Annotated in this window: 14 protein-coding genes; 9 read left to right on the forward strand and 5 right to left on the reverse strand. The window is 72.0% G+C overall.

All coding sequences use genetic code 11. From position 1 onward, the window contains the following. Positions 1-15: 15 nt before the first annotated feature. From ACGF3J_RS17555 to ACGF3J_RS17580, 6 genes are all read left to right on the forward strand, one after another. Positions 16-675 carry a TlpA disulfide reductase family protein gene (locus ACGF3J_RS17555; RefSeq protein ID WP_161327172.1) on the forward strand — a complete coding sequence of 220 codons (660 nt, stop codon included), beginning with the start codon at positions 16-18 and terminating at the stop codon, positions 673-675. Position 676: 1 nt separating this feature from the next. Then, the gene (locus tag ACGF3J_RS17560) at positions 677-1,447 is read left to right on the forward strand and encodes a cytochrome c biogenesis CcdA family protein (protein ID WP_161327171.1); all 771 of its coding nucleotides are present in this window, start codon (positions 677-679) and stop codon (positions 1,445-1,447) included. 3 nt (positions 1,448-1,450) lie between these two features. Next, on the forward strand, positions 1,451-3,187 hold the full coding sequence (locus tag ACGF3J_RS17565) for a cytochrome c biogenesis protein ResB (RefSeq protein ID WP_161327170.1): 1,737 nt from the start codon (positions 1,451-1,453) through the stop codon (positions 3,185-3,187). After that, a complete protein-coding gene (gene ccsB / locus ACGF3J_RS17570) occupies positions 3,184-4,308 on the forward strand; it encodes a c-type cytochrome biogenesis protein CcsB (protein ID WP_393854257.1) in 1,125 nt (374 codons plus the stop codon). The genes ACGF3J_RS17565 and ccsB overlap by 4 nt, the downstream gene beginning before the upstream one ends. Before the next feature lie 221 nt (positions 4,309-4,529). Next, entirely contained in the window at positions 4,530-6,599 is a 2,070-nt protein-coding gene (locus ACGF3J_RS17575; RefSeq protein WP_161331383.1) for a serine/threonine-protein kinase, read from the forward strand. Between the two features lie 47 nt (positions 6,600-6,646). Continuing rightward, on the forward strand, positions 6,647-8,914 hold the full coding sequence (locus ACGF3J_RS17580) for a serine/threonine-protein kinase (protein ID WP_161331382.1): 2,268 nt from the start codon (positions 6,647-6,649) through the stop codon (positions 8,912-8,914). Here ACGF3J_RS17580 and ACGF3J_RS17585 read toward each other — a convergent pair. Next, positions 8,901-10,325 carry a condensation domain-containing protein gene (locus ACGF3J_RS17585; RefSeq protein WP_161331381.1) on the reverse strand — a complete coding sequence of 475 codons (1,425 nt, stop codon included), beginning with the start codon at positions 10,323-10,325 and terminating at the stop codon, positions 8,901-8,903. The genes ACGF3J_RS17580 and ACGF3J_RS17585 overlap by 14 nt on opposite strands. A gap of 147 nt (positions 10,326-10,472) precedes the next feature. Here ACGF3J_RS17585 and ACGF3J_RS17590 point away from each other — a divergent pair, with 147 nt between their 5' ends. After that, positions 10,473-11,372 (forward strand): DUF397 domain-containing protein, encoded by a 900-nt coding sequence (locus ACGF3J_RS17590; RefSeq protein ID WP_161331380.1) that lies wholly within the window; start codon positions 10,473-10,475, stop codon positions 11,370-11,372. Here the strand turns inward: ACGF3J_RS17590 and ACGF3J_RS17595 are convergent. From ACGF3J_RS17595 to ACGF3J_RS17605, 3 genes are all read right to left on the reverse strand, one after another. Further along, positions 11,332-12,612: a hypothetical protein gene (locus ACGF3J_RS17595; RefSeq protein WP_202558784.1), complete on the reverse strand. Its 1,281-nt coding sequence runs from the start codon at positions 12,610-12,612 to the stop codon at positions 11,332-11,334. The genes ACGF3J_RS17590 and ACGF3J_RS17595 overlap by 41 nt on opposite strands. Before the next feature lie 193 nt (positions 12,613-12,805). Continuing rightward, a complete protein-coding gene (locus ACGF3J_RS17600; protein ID WP_161331379.1) occupies positions 12,806-13,714 on the reverse strand; it encodes an alpha/beta fold hydrolase in 909 nt (302 codons plus the stop codon). A 261-nt stretch (positions 13,715-13,975) separates the two neighbouring features. Beyond that, on the reverse strand, positions 13,976-14,578 hold the full coding sequence (locus tag ACGF3J_RS17605) for a TetR/AcrR family transcriptional regulator (RefSeq protein ID WP_161331378.1): 603 nt from the start codon (positions 14,576-14,578) through the stop codon (positions 13,976-13,978). A 198-nt stretch (positions 14,579-14,776) separates the two neighbouring features. Here ACGF3J_RS17605 and ACGF3J_RS17610 point away from each other — a divergent pair, with 198 nt between their 5' ends. Continuing rightward, positions 14,777-16,666: a serine/threonine-protein kinase gene (locus ACGF3J_RS17610; protein WP_161331377.1), complete on the forward strand. Its 1,890-nt coding sequence runs from the start codon at positions 14,777-14,779 to the stop codon at positions 16,664-16,666. Here the strand turns inward: ACGF3J_RS17610 and ACGF3J_RS17615 are convergent. Beyond that, on the reverse strand, positions 16,663-17,580 hold the full coding sequence (locus tag ACGF3J_RS17615; protein ID WP_161331376.1) for a LysR family transcriptional regulator: 918 nt from the start codon (positions 17,578-17,580) through the stop codon (positions 16,663-16,665). The two genes, ACGF3J_RS17610 and ACGF3J_RS17615, sit on opposite strands and share 4 nt — an antisense overlap. Positions 17,581-17,705: 125 nt before the next feature. On the opposite strand from ACGF3J_RS17615, the gene ACGF3J_RS17620 reads away from it, so the two are divergent. Then, positions 17,706-18,101 carry a VOC family protein gene (locus ACGF3J_RS17620; RefSeq protein ID WP_161331375.1) on the forward strand — a complete coding sequence of 132 codons (396 nt, stop codon included), beginning with the start codon at positions 17,706-17,708 and terminating at the stop codon, positions 18,099-18,101. The last annotated feature ends 1 nt before the right edge of the window (position 18,102 follow it).

Below are 18,102 nucleotides of genomic sequence, written 5' to 3' on the forward strand. Positions count from 1 at the left end.
TGCGAAACTTTTCACATGAGTGCCGCCAGCCGCGCCCCCCTGCGCTCGAACCGCACCGCCGCCCGCCTCCGCGGTCGCACCGTCCTCGCCGTCGGTGCCGCCGCCGCGGCGCTGCTCGTGTCCGCGTGCAGCTCCGGCGGCACCTCGGGCGGCGGCGGCCAGACGGGCTTCATCACCGGCTCGGACGGCATCGCCACCGCCAAGCAGGGTGAGCGCGCCGACGCCCCCGAGCTGTCCGGGAAGACCGTCGACGGCGGACAGGTCGACGTCGCCGACTTCAAGGGCAAGATCGTCGTCCTCAATGTCTGGGGCTCCTGGTGCGGGCCCTGCCGCGCCGAGGCCAAGAACCTGGAGACGGTCTACAAGGACACCAAGGACCAGGGCGTCGAGTTCGTCGGCATCAACACCCGCGACACCTCCACCGGTCCGGCCCGCGCCTTCGAGAAGGACTACGGGATCACCTACCCGAGCCTGTACGACCCGACCGGCAAGCTGATGCTCCGCTTCGAGAAGGGCACCCTCAACCCGCAGGCCATCCCCTCGACGCTCGTCATCGACCGGGACGGCAAGGTCGCCGCGCGCACACTCCAGGCGCTCAGCGAGGAGAAGCTGCGCAAGATGCTCGACCCGTTCCTCACCGACGGATCCGCCGGCTCCGGCAAGTCGGAGAAGTGACGTGTCCGCAGTGACCACGCTGGCCGCCGAGGGCTACAACGGCACGGTGCTCAACGGCGCCCTCCTCGTGGCCCTCCCCATCGCCCTGCTCGGCGGCCTCGTCTCCTTCTTCTCGCCCTGCGTCCTGCCCCTGGTCCCCGGCTACCTCTCCTACGTGACCGGAGTCACCGGCACCGACCTCGGCGAGGCCCGGCGCGGCCGGATGGTGGCCGGCGCCTCCCTCTTCGTCCTCGGCTTCACCGCCGTCTTCGTCTCCAGCGGTGCGCTGTTCGGCTACTTCGGCGACACGCTCCAGGAGAACCGGGGCGTACTGAGCAAGGTGCTGGGCGTCTTCATGATCCTCATGGGCGTCTTCTTCATGGGGCTGATGCCCTGGCTCACCCAGCGCGAGTTCCGCTTCCACAAGAAGCCCGTGAACGGCCTGGTCGGCGCACCGATACTCGGCGCCCTGTTCGGCATCGGCTGGACCCCCTGCATCGGCCCGACCCTCGCCTCCGTACTCGCGCTCTCCGCCGACCAGGGCACCGCCGGCCGCGGCGCGATACTGACCGTCGCCTACTGCCTCGGCCTCGGCGTCCCCTTCGTCCTCGCCGCGGTCGCCTTCCGCAAGGCGCTCGGCGCCTTCGGCTGGATCAAGCGGCACTATGTCTGGGTGATGCGCGTGGGCGGCGTCATGATGATCGCGACCGGGCTGCTGCTGGTCACCGGCGCGTGGGACGCCATCGTGCAGGACATGCAGACCTGGTCCAACGGCTTCACTGTGGGGATCTGACCGATGAGCAAGACGACAACGGGCGAGACCCCGACAGCCACCGAGGAAGGGGAGCTCGGCGCCGCCGGCTCCCAGCTCTCCACCGCCCCCAAGGAGGAGGCCCCGAACCTCCCCTCGCTCGGCGTGATCGGCTGGGCCCGCTGGTTCTGGCGCCAGCTCACCTCGATGCGCGTCGCGCTGCTCCTGCTCCTGCTGCTGTCCCTGGGCGCGATCCCGGGGTCGCTGATCCCGCAGGAGGGCGTCGACGCGATGAAGGTCGAGGAGTTCCGCCAGAACCACGACATCCTGGCGCCGGCCTACGACAAGCTCGGCCTCTTCCACGTCTACAGCTCGGTGTGGTTCTCCGCGATCTACATCCTGCTGTTCGTCTCCCTCATCGGCTGCATCGTCCCGCGCACCTGGCAGTTCGTCGGCCAGCTCCGCGGCCGCCCGCCCGGCGCCCCGCGCCGCCTGGACCGGCTGCCCGCCTACACCAGCTGGCGCACCGGGGCCGAGCCCGAGGAGGTCCGCGAGGCCGCGCTGACGCTGCTGAAGAAGCGCCGCTTCCGCGCGCACGCCGTCGGCGACGCCGTCGCGGCCGAGAAGGGCTACCTGCGGGAGGTCGGCAACCTCGCCTTCCACATCGCGCTGATCGTGATGCTGATCGCCTTCGCGTGGGGCCAGCTGTTCAAGTACGAGGGCAACAAGCTGATCCTGGAGGGCGACGGCTTCGCCAACACCCTCACCCAGTACGACGACTTCAAGTCCGGGAACCTCTTCGACCAGGACCAGCTCGACCCGTTCAGCTTCTCCCTGAAGGACTTCCGCGGCACCTACGAGCCGACCGGCCCCAACCGCGGCACCCCGCGGATCTACGAGGCCCACGTCACCTACAGCGAGGGCGCGGACGGCGCCGAGAAGACCAAGACCATCAAGGTCAACAAGCCGCTGGAGATCGAGGGCTCCAAGGTCTACCTCGTCAGCCACGGCTACGCCCCCGTCGTCACCGTCAAGGACGCCAAGGGCAACGTCGTCACCGACAAGCAGGCCGTGGCCCTGCTGCCGCTGGACTCCAACGTCACGTCCTCCGGCGCCATCAAGGTCATGGACGGCTACCGCAACGCGAAGGGCGTCAAGGAGCAGCTCGGCTTCAACGCGTTCTTCCTGCCGACGTACGGCGGCAAGGGCAGCACGATGCTCTCCACCTTCCCGGCGCTGATCAACCCGATGCTCGCGCTCTCCGCCTACCACGGCGACCTCGGTGTCGACGCGGGCTTCCCGCAGAGCATCTACCAGCTCGACAAGACCAACCTGAAGGAGTTCAAGGGCTCCGACGGCAAGCTGTTCAAGAAGCAGCTGAAGGTCGGCGAGACCATGACCCTCCCGAACGGCGCCGGCTCGGTCACCTTCAACGGCATCCACGAGTGGGCCGGCTTCCAGGTCACGCAGCAGCCCGGCAGCGGCTGGGCGCTCGGCGGCGCCGTCGTCGCCATCCTCGGCCTGGCCGGCTCCCTGTTCATCCAGCGCCGCCGCGTCTGGGTACGGGCCGTGCGCGGCGCCGACGGCGTCACGGTCGTCGAGATGGCGGGCCTCGGCCGCAGCGAGTCCGCGAAGGTGCCCGAGGAACTGGGCGACCTGGCCGGAACCCTGTACGACCAGGCCCCGGACGCGCCGGACGCACCGCAGAACGACGACGACACCCCCGATAGCCCGGACTCCACCGACACCCGCGCCGTACCTGCCGAAGGGGCTGAGAAGTGAATCTCGCCGCCGCGACCAACGAGAATCTCGCGAACGTCAGCAACACGCTGATCTACTCGTCGATGGCCGTCTACACCCTGGCCTTCTTCGCGTACATCGCCGAGTGGCTCTTCGGCAGCCGCAGCAAGGTCGGCCGCACCGCCGCCGCGCTCACCGCCACGGACGGGACCAAGGCGGCCAAGGCGAAGTCCGGCCCGGCCGTCACGGTGAACAAGGCCGGCGGCACCGCCGTCCTCGAGCGCCCCGAGGTCGTCGTCCGCGCCGCCTCCGGCTCCCGTGACGTGCCCGACGGTCCCGGCGCGCACGGCGGCACCGAACAGGGCGACCTGTACGGGCGGATCGCCATCTCGCTCACCCTCCTCGCCTTCGCGATCGAGGCGGGCGGCGTCCTCACCCGCGCGCTGTCGGTGCAGCGGGCGCCGTGGGGCAACATGTACGAGTTCAACATCACGTTCACGACGGTCGCCACCGGCGTGTACCTGGCGCTGCTCGCCCTGAAGAAGAACGTCCGCTGGCTGGGCCTGCCCCTGATCACCACGGTCCTGCTCGACCTCGGCCTCGCCGTCACGGTCCTCTACACCGCCAGCGACCAGCTCGTCCCGGCCCTGCACTCGTACTGGCTGTACATCCACGTCTCCACGGCGATCTTCTGCGGCGCGGTCTTCTACGTGGGCGCGGTCTCCACGATCCTGTACCTCTTCAAGGACTCGTTCGAGAACAAGCTCGCCTCCGGCGGTACGCCCGGTCGCTTCGCCAACTCGGTCCTGGACCGGCTGCCCTCCGCCGCCTCCCTCGACAAGTTCGCCTACCGCGTCAACGCCGCCGTCTTCCCGCTGTGGACGTTCACGATCATCGCGGGCGCGATCTGGGCGGGCGACGCCTGGGGCCGCTACTGGGGCTGGGACCCCAAGGAGACCTGGTCCTTCATCACCTGGGTCGCCTACGCCTGCTACCTGCACGCCCGCGCCACCGCCGGCTGGAAGGGCCGCAAGGCCGCCTACCTGGCCCTGATCGCCTTCGGCTGCTGGCTGTTCAACTACTACGGCGTCAACATCTTCGTCTCCGGCAAGCACTCGTACGCGGACGTGGGCCTGGGCGCCCTCCAGTCCGTCGGCTTCTGACCAAGGCGCCGCGAAGGGCCGGTTCCCGTGACCCAGGTCACCGGGACCGGCCTTTCGCGGGCGGTCCGGAGACGTGAGGTTTCCGGGGAGAGTCCGCCGTACGGGGGGGTGGCCGGTGTGCCGAGCGGGAACCGTGGGGGTGTTACCCGGAGTCCGGTGCAGAGAGGGCGGCCAGCCCGGATTGCGGGCCGCGGAGTCGCGAGGGCGGGGAGGGCGGGGCGGTGGCGTCGTTACCACTGACGGCGGGGGATCCGGAACGAGTGGGGCGGTACCGGCTGCTGGCCAGACTGGGCCAGGGGGGCATGGGCCGGGTGTACCTCGCCCGGTCGCCCGGCGGGCGGGCGGTGGCGGTGAAGGTGGTGCGCGAGGCACTGCTGCGGGACGAGGGGTCCCGGCGCCGCTTCGTGCGGGAGGTGGCGGCGGCACGGCGGGTGACGGGGTTCTTCACCGCCGCGGTGGTGGACGCCGATCCGGAGGGCGATCCCGCCTGGCTGGCCACGGAGTACGTACCCGGACTCTCGCTCCAGGACGCGGTGTCCCGGCACGGGGTCTGGCCGGAGAAGGCGGTACGCGGCCTCGGCGCCGCTTTGGCGGAGGCACTGGCCGCCGTGCACGCCGCGGACCTGGTGCACCGGGACCTGAAGCCGTCCAACGTCCTGCTGGCACCGGACGGCCCCAGGGTGATCGACTTCGGTATCTCGGCGGCGGCCGGTGACAGCACGCTCACCGAGACCGGCATGGTGATCGGCACCCCCGGTTTCATCCCGCCCGAGCAACTGCGCCACGAGAGCACCGGACCGGCGGGAGACGTGTTCGCCCTCGGGGCGGTGCTGGCGTACGCGGCCGCGGGCGTCGGTCCGTTCGGCGGCGGCGCGGCCCATGCGGTCAACTACCGGGTGGTCCACCAGGACCCCGACCTGAGGGGCCTGACGCCGGCGCTCGCGGACGTGGTGGGCAGGTGCCTGGCGAAGGAACCGCGGGAGCGGCCCGCACTGTCGTGGCTGCTGGGCGAACTGGGGCACGCGGAGCGCGCCGGGTGGCTGCCGGTTCCGGTCGCCGACTCGGCCGCGCGGATGCGGGCCGAGGTGCCCACCGAGCCGCTGCCCGTGGCCGGGGACACCGTGCCGCGGTCACCCGCCCCGCCGCCCACCCGGCGCCGCCGCCTGCGGACGCTCCTCGCCGCGGCGACCGCGGTGGCCGTCGCGGTGACGGGCACCGTGGTGTGGCAGGTGGCCGCCGGTGAGGACGACTCCCCGCCCGCCGAACCTCCGAAGATCAGGGAACTCTGGGCGCACCCGTTGGAGAAGGGCCAGCGGACGGCCGTGACGACGGAGGCGACGGTCTATCTCCAGAACGAGGACCGCCACGAGATCACGGCGCTGTCCGGAGCCGACGGCTCGGAGCGCTGGGGAGGTCCGGTGGCGTTCACGGAGATCCGCCCCGATGACGAGGACTACCTCAAGGACATCGTGGGCGACGGAGTCGAGGTCACCGCGGTCTCCGGGGGCCAGCTGTACTACGGGAGCGGAAATTACCTGTACGCCCTGGACGCGGACAACGGCGATCCGCTCTGGAAGTACGACGACCACTCCTTCCACCCCGCCCCGGTCGCGGAGGACGGGGCGGCCTACGCGCACCTGCCCGGGGTCTTCTACGTCCTCGACACCAGGACGGGGAAGCCACTGTGGCACCACACGTTCGGCAGTGGGACGACCCGGGGTCTGACCGTGTCCGGTGGCACGGTCCTCGTACACGACGGGAGGAAGCTGATCGCCGTCGACACCAGCACGCGCAAGCGGAAGTGGACCCACGAGGCCGACAGCGACACGCAGACGCTGCCCGCCGTGGCGGACGGCAAGGCCTACTTCGGTGCCGTGGACGGCGCCCTGTACGCCGTCGACCTGGCATCGGGCGACGAGGTGTGGCGCCGCCCCTTCGAAGGGGAGCTGTGGGACGGCAGGCTCGGAGAGGGAGCGAGCCGGCCCGAAGTGGTCGACGGGACCGTGTACTTCGAGAACGACGCCTACGTGTCCGCCTTCGACGCGGACACCGGCCGGCCACTGTGGCGGAAGAAGAGAACCGCCGACGAGGTGACGGCACTGACGGTGGTGGACGGAACCGTCCTCACCCACGACTCCGACGGGTACCTGAGCGCGCTGGACACCCGCGGCGGAGACCTCCGGTGGCGGGAACGGCTGATCGTGGGTGAGGGCGAAGACCTCTGGCTCGTCGGGAGCACCGTGTACGCCGAGCGTGACAGCCGGTTGACGGCCTACCGGGCCACGACCTGACCGGCACCGCACGGGTCCTGGACGGCGACGAGTGAGGAGGGGGCGGAGTGCACGTGTTCACGCCGCTGGAGGCGGGGGACCCCGAAGGGGTCGGGCCGTACCGGATCGCGGCACGGCTCGGCTCGGGCGGCATGGGCCGGGTGTACCTGGCCAGGTCCCCGGGCGGCCGGGCGACCGCAGTGAAGGTGGTGCACGAGGAACTGGCCGACGACCCCGCCTTCCGACGGCGCTTCGGGCGGGAGGTCGCGGCGGCACGGCGGGTGAGAGGCCCCTTCACCGCGCCCGTGGTCGACGCGGACCCGGACGGGGATCCGCCGTGGCTCGCCACCGCCTACGTGCCCGGCGTCCCGCTGGGCGTGGCGGTCACCGCGCACGGCGCCTGGCCCGAGCCGTCCGTACGGGCCCTGGGGGCCGGGCTCGCGGAGGCGCTGGCGGCGATCCACCGCGCCGACGTGGTGCACCGCGACCTGAAGCCGTCGAACGTCCTGCTGGCGCCGGACGGCCCCAGGGTGATCGACTTCGGTATCTCGGTGGCCGCCGACGACACCAAGCTGACCACCACCGGAGCCGTGGTCGGCAGCCCCGGCTACCTCCCGCCCGAGCAACTGGTCGGCGGCGAGGTGGGGTCCGCGGGTGACGTGTTCGCGCTGGGCGCGCTGCTGGTGTACGCGGCGACGGGGAGCGGGCCGTTCGGCGGGGGGCTCCCGTTCAGCGTCAACTACCGCGTCGTCCACGAGGACCCGGAACTGGTAGGCGTGCCGGACCGACTCGCCGATGTGGTGGCCCGGTGCCTGGACAAGGACCCGCGCCGGCGGCCCGAGGTGCCGGACCTCGTCGCGGAACTGGGCCGGTGGGAGGCGCTCGACGGAACCCGGGGCACGTTCTCCGATGCCGCATGGCTGCCACCCGCGGTCGCCGCCGAGGTCACTGAGGTGCGGACGGGTCCACTGCCGGTCGAGGAGCCCGCCACGGGCACGGCGGACCCGGAGCTGCCGACGGTCACGGTGGGCGCGGCGCCGACCGCCGTCGCCACGGCACGGCTCGGCGTGCCGCCCGCCCGGCCCTCGTACGTCGCCAGGCTGCGCGGGGTGGTCCGGCGGCGGCGTACGGCCGTGCTGGCCGGCGCGGGCACGCTCGTCGTGCTGGCCCTCGCCGCCGGCCTGCTCATGCCCCGTGTCCTCTCCGGTCCGTCGGGCGGGGGCGACGGCGCCGGGAGTCAGGCCGGGCCGACTGTCGCTGCGAAGCAGCTGTCGGTGCGTGAACTGTGGCCGTCCGACGAGGACCTCGAGCAGTCGGTGGCCGCCGACGACAAGGTGGTCGGCGGCAGCCAGGACGGTCGGCTGCACGCGCTGGACGCCGACAGCGGGGACGCCGTGTGGACGTACGACGATCCGGACGCGTTGAACTTCGAGGGCGTGCACGACGGCCTTGTGGTGGCCTCCGGCAGACAGAACGGCACGGTCCAGGGCATCGCTCTGCACAGCGGCAAGCGCGTCTGGAGCGTGGACGCGGACGCGCACACGCCGCCCGGCACGACGTGGAACCTGTATCTGCGGGTCGTCGTGGCCGACGGGACCGTCTACGTGAACACCATGTACGACCCGCCCGAGGGTTCCGACGACTACGCCGCGTACGCCGTGTCCGCGCTGGACGCGGCCACCGGGCGGCTGAAGTGGACCAGGCCGGTCGAGTACGGCCTCTCCTACGCGCTCGCGGTGGCGGACGGGACGCTGTACGGCGGGATGTGGGACCGGGAGGGCAGCTACCTCTACGCCCTGGACGCGGGCACCGGGGAACCGCGCTGGCGCTACCGCGTGCAGGAGGAGTACGGCAACAACGTGACGGCCATCAAGGTGTCGGGGGACACGGTCTACGCCGGCGACAGCCGCGGCGACCTGCACGCCGTCGATGCCCGGCGCGGCACCCGGCGGTGGACCTACGCACCGGACCTGCAGGCCGTCGAGTGGCTGGAACCGATCGTCGTCGCCGACGGTGTGGTCCTCGGCGGCACCGGCGACGGCACCGGATCCAGCGGCCCCGGGGACGTGCACGCGGTCGCCGCCGACTCCGGCCGACGGCTCTGGACCGCGCACACCGAGGGCGAACCGGAGCTGCAGGGCACGCTGGAGGGCTCGGTGCTCTTCAGCGAGGACACGGGCACACTGCACGCCGCCGACGTACGCACCGGCGAGTCCCGGGCCGAGACGCGTCTGTCGTCCGGCGACCCCGACGCGGCCGTGGCCGGAGACCGGGTGTACTTCGACGGCGGCGACGGACGCCTGCACGCGGGGAGGGTTGCCCTCAGTAGCGGCTAGGGGCCCTCGGCACCGGGCCGGAGTGGGCCACGCCCCTGACGACGTCCCGCAGGCGCTCGACGTACAGCCGCAGGTTCTTGTGCGCCACGTCGGTGTCCGGGTAGCGGCTGGCGAACCAGAGGCCCTCGGGGAGCCGGGTGACCCACGCGCACACCTGGTCGCCGTACGAGACCCGGAGCAGGGCGTACGCCGACTGGTCCGGCCAGTGGCCGGCGCCGGGGACGTCGCGGGCGTCGACGTACGAGACGATCGAGTACAGGTCGGGCGAGGTCGGCCGGAAGTCCGTGCCGAGCAGGCGCAGCACCCGGTCGATCGGCATGCGGGACAGCCGCCGGTTGGCCTGGAGTTCGGCGCGCACGGTGCGCAGGGCGCTCGGGAAGTCGTGCGCCCGCGCCACCGGGACCTCGATCGGGGCGCCGCCCACGTACCAGCCCACGGACTCCGACCACTGGGAGCGGGAGCGGGTGTGGAAGGGGACGACGGTGCGGTAGACGGGCTCGCCGCCGATCTCGTGGACGATCAGCGCGGTCGCGGCGAGGACACCGACCAGGCTGCCGCCGTACGGGCGGCAGTACGCCTCGAAGGCGGCGGCGTCGTCCGCGTCCACCAACGGCTCGCGCAGCATGTGCTGTTCGGGCAGCGTGCCGCCCGGCTCGACCCCGAGGTCGACGGGGAAGGACGGCAGCCGTCCGTCGCAGCGCCGGATGAACTCCCGCCAGCGGGCGACGATGTCGTGGCTGCCGTCGATCCGGTCCGCGTCGGCCCGCTCGGCCTCGCAGAAGTCGACGTAGGAGCCGACGCGGGGCCGCGGCACGGTCCGGCCCGCGACGCCGGCCGCGTACAACTCGCCCACCTCGGCGGGGATCCGGTAGATCGAGTAGGCGTCGACGTTGCTGTGGTCGAAGGCCATGTAGACGCTGACACCGTCCTCGCGGACCACCGCCGTGTAGATGAGGTTGGGCCAGCGCAGCGCGTCCGCGACCCGGTCGAAGCGGTCCTGGAGGTGGCGGGCGAGGACGGTCGCGTCGGGGAAGTCGCCGACGTCCTCGCGGTGCAGGTCCACGGCGTCCGCGTCGAGCGTGAACCGGCGCATGGTGTCCCCGCCCTCGCCGCCCCACCGGAAACCGCTGCGCAGGGTCTCGTGCCGCAGGGTCCAGGCGCGCAGCGCCTCCTGGAGCACGTCGAGGTCGACCGGGCCGGGGATGTCGAAGGCCGCGCCGAGCCAGGTCGGCACGAACAGCCCGTCCTCGCGCACCGATCGGGCCGTGCGGATGTGCGACTCCTGGATATAGGCGGGTGGTCGCGCGTCCTCGGGCAGCGACGCCGCGATGTCGAGCGTCCTGGGACTGAGCGTCCACTCGACGAGGCGCCCGGGCCGGATCTCGCAGCGGTGGATGTCGGTCATTCGCACGAGGGGTCTCCGTTCGCAGATGTAACAGACCCGACCAAGGGAATGCCGTCTACCTGACCGTGTACGCGCCGTGTCGCCACGGTTCAACGGAACGGGTGGCCTGTCGAACGGCGGTACGGTCGCCCCGGTGAGGCCATAATGCGGGACATGTCGCTTCAGGGGACGAATGCCTACCGGGATGACGATCCCACCCTGCCGGCACTGGTCGCCCGCGCCGTGACGGCGGCCCGGACACACGGCTTCACCTTCTCGTGCCGGCCCGAACAGGGTCGTCTCCTCCACCTGCTGGCGGCGGGCGCTCCGCAGGGCATCGCGGAGACGGGCACGGGCTGCGGGGTGGGGCTGGCCTGGCTCGCCTCGGGCGCCCGTCCGGGTGTCCGTCTGCTCAGCGTCGAACGCGACCCGGAGCGGGCGGCTGTTGCCGCGTCCGTCTTCCGGGACCACCCCCAGGTCGAGATCCTGCACGGCGACTGGCGGCGCGTCGAGGAACAGGGCCCGTACGACCTGCTCGTGCTCGACGGGGGCGGCCAGGCCAAGGGCGACGGCACGGCCGACCCCACCCGCCTCCTCACCCCAGGCGGCACGCTGGTGGTCGACGACTTCACCCCGGCCACCACCTGGCCACCCCTCTTCGACGGCGCCCCCGACCACCCTCGCCTGCACTGGCTCGGTCACCCCGCCCTGCACGCAACCGAACTCCGCCTCGCCCCGGACCTGGCGGTGATCGTCGGCACGCGGCTGCCGGGTCGTCAGAACCGCCACAACAGCATGGGCTGGATCAAGAGCAGCTACAGCGGCGAGAACGACGGCAACTGCGGCGAGGTGGACCCCGGTTGTATGGAGGTCGTCTCCGTCCGCGACAGCAAGAACCCTGACGGCCCCGTCATGGTCGTCAGCCGTTCCGTCTGGGCCGCGTTCACCGAAACACACGTCCCAGACCCGGTCCGGCTCCGCCTCACCGAGTGCGCTGATCCCGAAACCCTCCGCCACTGGCTCGCCCGCGCCGTCACCGCACCCAGCGCAGAGGCGGTTTTCGAGGACGAGTGACCCGGCGCCGGGAGTCGGGCGGGATGGGTGCCGTCCCTTCGGGTGTGTCCGCCACCCGAGCCAGGGCCTCGTAGTAGTCCGCGGGCCGGGAGTCGAAGTCGATCCTGGCGGAGAGGCCGGACGGGTCACCGTCGGCGCCTCTCAGGAGGTCGACCGACGCCTGCGCGAACTGCTCGGCCACACCGTCCCGATCGGCCTCGGCCAGCAGCCTGCGCAGCTCGGTCACGGCCATCGGCGCGTACCGGCGTTCCGCACGTCCCGCGCCGAGCATCTTCCGCCAACCGGCAGCGGGTGCCGCCCCGGCCAGTGCCGTGTGCAGCTCCCCGGCCAGTAGGTCGGCGGACTCCGCCGCGTTCCGAGCCTGCGGCCCCGCCGCCACCAGTACCTGAAGAGCGTTGAGCAGGGCTGCGGTTCGGGCGTCGGGCCGGTCCGTGTCGAGGCGTACCGTCGTGTCCCGGCTCACCCGGTCGGCCATGACCCGGGCGGCTGCCCACACCCTCTCGGCATCCTGCCGGCCCAGTCCGCCGACATGGGCCACTTCCCAGGCTCCCGCATCGAGCACGTCCCGAACGCTGTGGATGCCGTTCCTCTCCAAGCGTCTGACAGGCAGGCGCGTGCGCGTCGCCCCTCGGAGCCTCGCGACCGGGGTTCTGTCCAGGCGCTTCTCCACCAGGTCCTCGTGCAATGGCGCCCACGCCGTGCGTACCGCCTCCTCGGCCCGCGCGTGGTCCTGTGCCGTCTGAACCGCCTTCTCGCGCAGCCGTGCCCCCTTGCGGACGACCGCCGGGCGTACGCCGATCAGACGGGCCAGCGAGCGGATGTTGCCGCCGACGAGACCGATGATCGTCGGCAGCAGTCCGATCCCCAGCAACTGGTCGGACAGGGCGATGGACGCCTCGATGTCCTCATCGTCGTCGAGTGAGTAGAGCTCGCCCCTCTGGGCGCCCTCGGCAAAGACGTAGCCGACGTCCCAGCCCAGACCGGTGCCCGGTTCGTAGTCCGGGGCCTTGAACGTGGCGGGCCGGTACGGGTCGCACCGGTACGGCCCCGTGTGCTCGACGCGTTCGAAGGGATCGGTCCACCGGACCGTGCACGTCCCGTCGGGTGCCTCCTTCAGGACGGTCAGGTCGACCTGTTCCCGTTCGGGATAGTCCGGTGTCGTCAGATAGACGCCCACCGAGCAGCCGATCAGCACCAGACCCAGTGTGACGACCCACCGGAAGAAGGGCACGTGCTTCATCTCGATCCCCCTGATCCCCCTGATTCACCTGATCCCCGCTCGGCGGTTCTCGCTGACAGCTTGTCGGGGCCGGGGCGCGACGCCAAGGCCGGATGCAGGCAACGGAGGGCCGCTTCAACTGCCAGAACCACGCCACGCCGAAGACCCCGGGCCGTGGCAGGGGAGGCCGCGGTCCGGGGTCGGTCCGGAGGGGTCAGCGCTGGTGGGTCGCCTGGCGGGTGACCTTGTTGATGGCCTTGAGAGCGAGGTCGGGGCGGTCCGTGTGGATGTAGTGGCCGGCGCCCATGGCGGTGGTGAGGCGGCTGTGGGTGGAGAGGGCGCGCCATTCGCGCTGGCCCTTGGTCCACATGCGCTCCAGGGCGGGGCCGTACTGGGGGACCTCGGCGTACTGGGACTCGTGCTTGAGGATCTCGACGGGGATGCGCCCCGCGGAGTGGACCCGGCCGTCGGCGATGACGAACTGCTCCGGGTTCTGGCCCTCGTTGACGGCGAGGGCGCCGGTGCGGACCTGGGCGGGGATGCCGGTGGCGTCGGCGGGGATGGTGCGGTTCATGTCGCGAGTGAGGTGGGGGATCGTGGCGTCGAGGAGGACGAGGCCCTTGACGCGGTCGGTGTGGTGAGGGGTGTAGCGGGCGGCGATGTAGCCGCCGAGGGAGTGGCCGGCCAGGACGACGGGGCGGTCGCCGGCGAGGCGGTCGAGGACCTTGGTGAGGAGCCTGCCGGTGTCGTCCATGGTCTGCAGGGTGCCCGGGGCGGGCTTGTCGCTGGCGCCCTCGCCGAGGCGGTCGTAGGAGCAGACGCGGGAGGTCTTGCTGATCGACTTCTGGAGGGGGGCCATGTTGTCCAGGCCCTCGCCGCCGCCGGCCATCAGCACCACCAAGGGCTGGTCCGGGTCGTCGGCCTTGCCGGAGCAGGAGACGTTGACCGTGTGGCCGTCGACGCGGAGCTTCTTCGTGCCGGTGAAGGTGGCTCCCTTCGAGGCGGCCTCGGACGCGGTGCCGGTGGTGGCCTTGGCGTACTCCTCGTTGAGGACGAGTCCCGCACCGGCGACGGTGCAGACCACGGCGATGGCGGCGGTGGCCTTGGCGAGGGTGCGAAACATGGGGGCCTCCAGCAGGCATGGTGGGGTGAGGTGGGGCGGCGTGTGAGTGGGGGCTTTCTCCGAAGGCCCCTGTCGGTCTCCGGCGGTCTCCGGCGGCTTCAGTCGGCCTCCGGCGGTCTCCGCCGGCCTCGGTTCGGCCTGTCGTGCTCGGCGACTGGTGAAGACTCTATGGACGCGGCCGTCCGCGATCGTCACCCTGCGGTGGACACCTGCGTGTAGCTCCCCCGGGGGACAGGCCGCCCCGTCTGCTCCCCGCCCGCCCTACTCCCCGCCCGCGCTGATCGAGCGCCAGATCCGGTCCGGCAGCACCCGCGCCGCCTCCTCCAGGTCCAGGTCCCTGATGCCGGCGACGTGGCGGCGGGCGACGGCCACGACCGGGCCCAGGACCAGGGACTCCAGCACGGGCTGGGGCAGCGGGGCCAGTTCACCGGAGGCGATGTGCGGCTGGGCCCACGCGGCGAACGCCGACACCGCAGGCGCCTGCGCCTCCATCGTCTCCCGGGCCCTCGGCATCATGCGCTCGTCGGCGTAGGGGGAGTGGAGGAGCAGGGCCGCGCCGGGGTGGTCGCGGACGAAGGCGAAGTACGCCTCCACCACCGCCCGGATCCCGGCCCGTGCGTCCTCCGCGGCGATCAGCGCGGTGACCAACTGCCCCATCAGCCTGCCCGTCCAGCGTTCCGTGAGGGCCGTGAGCAGGCCGTCCAGGCTGCCGAAGTGGTGGTACAGGCTGCCGAGGCTGACGCCGCTGGTCCGGGTGACGGCGGTGACGGTGACGCCCTGTTCACCCGACTCCGTGTAGAGGCGCAGCGCGGCATCCAGGAGGCGGTCGGAGGTGACCTCACCGCGGTGCTGCTTGGGGCTCATGGTCAGGCCGTTCTCGTCGTCCGTGGCGGGGCTCGTTCTCGATGCTTTCTAGAATCATTTTCTAGAAAGCACTTCCAATTCTACGTCCTCCTGGCTCAGACTGTCCCACGTCGGACGCGCGCGTCCGCCCGGATCCAGGAGGGGAGCGGGCGGGCCGCGGGTCCGCGGTCGTCACGGCAACGGGGAGACGGGGCAGGCGTGTTGGAGCTGGACGGCAGCGGTGCCGAACCACTGGAGGACGAGGACCCGCGGCGGATCGGGCCGATCCCGCTGATCGGACGCCTCGGCGCCGGCGGCATGGGCCGCGTCTACCTCGGCGTCCACGAGGGGCGGTACGCCGCCGTCAAGCAACTGCTGCCCTCGATCGTCGCCGAGGACAAGGACTTCCTGCGCCGCTTCGGACACGAGCTGGACAACCTCGCGCGCTTACCCGCACAGGCGACCGCGCCGCTCCTCGCGGGTGACCGCGCCGCCAGTCCGCCGTGGTTCGCCACCGCCTACGTCCCGGGGCTCACCCTGAACGAGGCGATCGACGTCCACGGGGGCCCGCTGCCCGCCGACGCGCTGTGGCTGCTGCTCCGCGAGGCCGCCTCGGGGCTGGCCGCGGTGCACGCGATGGACATGGTGCACCGGGACCTCAAGCCGTCCAACGTGATGCTCACCCTCGACGGCCTCACCCTCATCGACTTCGGGGTGGCCCGCGCCGCCGAGCAGAGCCGGCTCACCCGCACCGGCATGGTGGTCGGCACGCCCGCCTACATGTCGCCCGAACAGGCGTCGGGGGCCAGGAGTTCGTCCGGTGCCGTCGACGTGTTCGCGCTCGGCTCCGTCCTCGCCTACGCCGCGAGCGGCCGGCCGCCCTTCGGCGAGGAGTCCGGGCACGCCGTGCTGTACCGGATCGTGCACGAGGAACCCGACCTCGGCGCCGTGCGCGAACTGGATCCGGACCTCGCCGACGTGGTCGCCGCCTGCCTGGACAAGGACCACGAGGGGCGGCCGACCGCCGCCGAACTGGTGGGGATCGCCGACCGGCACGGCCCGTTCACACCGCCGCTGTGGCCGGAGTCCGTCACCGGGCGCCTGGCCGGGCGCGCCGCCTTCGCCGAGACGGTCCCGGACGCGGCGGACCTTCCCGCCGAGGTGCCCGCCGAGGTGCCTGACGCGGTGCCCGTCGTGCCGCCCGCCGTCGCCGCCGCGCCGGAGCGGCGCGAGCGCCGACGCCGTACGCGCGTCGTGTTCGCAGTGATCCCGGTCGTGGTCGGCGCCGCGAGCACCCTCGCCATCCAACTCCTGCCCCATGCCACCGACTCGGGCGCGGAGGCGGGCCCCGGCCCGGCCTCTTCCGTCCCGGCCTCCGCCTCGGCGCCGGCCGACCCCGCGGCCTCCTCTTCGAAGCCGGGGAAGGAGAGCCCGACGCCCAGCACGTCGGCGTCGCCGTCGGCGTCCGACTCGTCAGGGGGCCAGGGGCGCGACGGAGGGGGAGCGGGGGCGGGAGAGGGCCGCTCCGGCGCGACCGCCGGTACCGGCAGCGGCGGCGGTGCGGAGGGCGCCGACGAAGCGGACGACACGGACGACACGGACGACACGGACGACACGGACGGCTCAAGCGGCTCGGGTGGCTCCGGCAGTGCGGGTGGTTCCGGCGGCTCCGGCGGTTCCGGTGGCTCGGCGGGCTCGAACGGGTCGGCCGGATCCGGGTCCGGTGACACGGACCAGGACCCGCCCGCCTCCGGCTACTTCGGCCTCCAGAACGGTGAGGAGGGCAAGTGCCTCATCCAGGTCCTCAACAGGGCCGACACCGGGTTCTGTACGGACATGGCCGCCCACTGGACCTTCCGGAGCGCCGGGAACGGCGCGGTCAAGGTGGTCAACAAGTCGGGCTCCTGCCTGAGCGCCAACATGAAGGGCCAGGCCGTCCTCACCGGTGACTGCGCCACCAACAGCACCGCGCTGCTGTGGCGGGCCGGGTCCGGCTCCACGCTCCGGAGCGTCTTCAGCGGGGGCTGCCTCGACCTGGCCTTCGGCCCTGGCGTCGACACCCAGACCTGCGGGTCCGGCGCGGCATCCCAGAAGTGGACGCGGAGCTAGGGCCCTTCGCCCGGAACCGTCCGCGCCCGTTGCAGGGCGGCCGTTTCGACGACGGTGCTGACGAACGCGCGCACCTTGGGGGTGTTCCCCCTGGCCGGCCACAGGAGGCCGTACTCCACCGGCGGGGCGTCGGAGAAGGGGACGTAGGCGATGTCCGGGCGGGAGTAGTAGTGCGCCGCCCGTGCGGAGGTGGGGGAGACTCCCTTGCCCGCGCCGACCAGGGCGAGCACTTCCTGCCACGCGGTGGTCGACGGACCGCGCGGGATGGGCCGGCCCTTCGGTGTGCGGTGGGGGTAGTGGAGGTCGAGGAGGTACTCGGGCTGTCCGGTGACGGTGATCAGCGGGGCCTCGGCGAGGTCCTCCAGGGAGACGGTCTCCCGCTCGGCGAACGGGTGTCCGGCGGGGACGACGAGGGCGCGGCGCTCGGAGAAGAGCACCGGGCCGTTGACGATGTCCGGCTCGTCGATGGGCAGCTCGATCAGCTGGAGGTCGCGGCTGCCGTCGCGCAACGGCCCGAGCGGGTCGTGCAGCTGGGAGTCCTGAATGTGGACCACGCATTCGGGGTGACGGGCCCGGAAGATGTCGGCCGCCGCCACGACGAGGTTGCCGCACCACGCGGCGGAGTAGCCGACGCGGATTTCACCGGTGATCTCCCGGCCGGCGGTGGCGGCGGCGGCCAGCGCTTCCTGGATCTGCCGATAGCCGGCGCCCAGGCCGTCTCTCAGCTGTTCCCCGACGGGTGTCAGCTGGACGTTGCGGCTGGTCCGCTTGAACAGTTCGGCGCCAATGGCACGTTCCTGCTTCTTGATGACCTGGCTGACGCGGGCGGGAGTGACGTGCAACCGGTCCGCCGTCCGGCCGAAATGCAGCTCCTCCGCCAAGGCCAGGAAGATCTGTATCTCCCGCAGCTCCACGCCCGCCGCCCCCGATCGTGAACCGCTGTGTTAACCGACGTTGCACGATACGTCGTTGATGCGCCCGTCGACAGCGTCGATGCTTGACCGTGACGGCGGCGGGCAACGCGGAAGGAACCCAGCGGATGAACATCATCGCGTCGGCGGTGCTGCTGACCGTCGGCCACCCGGAGGCGTCGAGCCGGTTCTTCACCAGCCATCTGGGGTTCCGGGAGGTGCTGGTGGCCGACGACGTCATCCACCTCTCACGCGACGACGCGGCCACCGACCTCGTCGTTCGGCGACGCGACCGATGCGACACGCAGCCGCATCCGGAGCGGGAGCCCGCAGCGCACGCCGAAGTGATGGTGTCCTTCGCGGTCACCGACCTGGCAGCCGAACACGAGCGGCTGCGGCGGGAGGGCGCCCGGATCCTGATGCCCTTGCGCCAGGAGCCGTGGGGTGAATGGGTGCTGCAACTCCTCGACCCCAACGGTGTGGTGATCCAGATCGTGGAGTGGGTGCCGCCCGTCGGCGCCTGAC

Source organism: Streptomyces sp. NPDC048171, from assembly GCF_043202655.1.
Lineage (GTDB): Bacteria > Actinomycetota > Actinomycetes > Streptomycetales > Streptomycetaceae > Streptomyces.

Bases quoted from the DNA above. Each gene is read 5' to 3' on its own strand.
- ACGF3J_RS17555 (WP_161327172.1), top strand. From the start codon at position 16: ATGAGTGCCGCCAGCCGCGCCCCCCTGCGCTCGAACCGCACCGCCGCC.
- ACGF3J_RS17565 (WP_161327170.1), top strand. From the start codon at position 1,451: ATGAGCAAGACGACAACGGGCGAGACCCCGACAGCCACCGAGGAAGGG.
- ACGF3J_RS17590 (WP_161331380.1), top strand. From the start codon at position 10,473: ATGTCGCTTCAGGGGACGAATGCCTACCGGGATGACGATCCCACCCTG.
- ACGF3J_RS17595 (WP_202558784.1), bottom strand. From the start codon at position 12,612: ATGAAGCACGTGCCCTTCTTCCGGTGGGTCGTCACACTGGGTCTGGTG.
- ACGF3J_RS17600 (WP_161331379.1), bottom strand. From the start codon at position 13,714: ATGTTTCGCACCCTCGCCAAGGCCACCGCCGCCATCGCCGTGGTCTGC.
- ACGF3J_RS17605 (WP_161331378.1), bottom strand. From the start codon at position 14,578: ATGAGCCCCAAGCAGCACCGCGGTGAGGTCACCTCCGACCGCCTCCTG.
- ACGF3J_RS17620 (WP_161331375.1), top strand. From the start codon at position 17,706: ATGAACATCATCGCGTCGGCGGTGCTGCTGACCGTCGGCCACCCGGAG.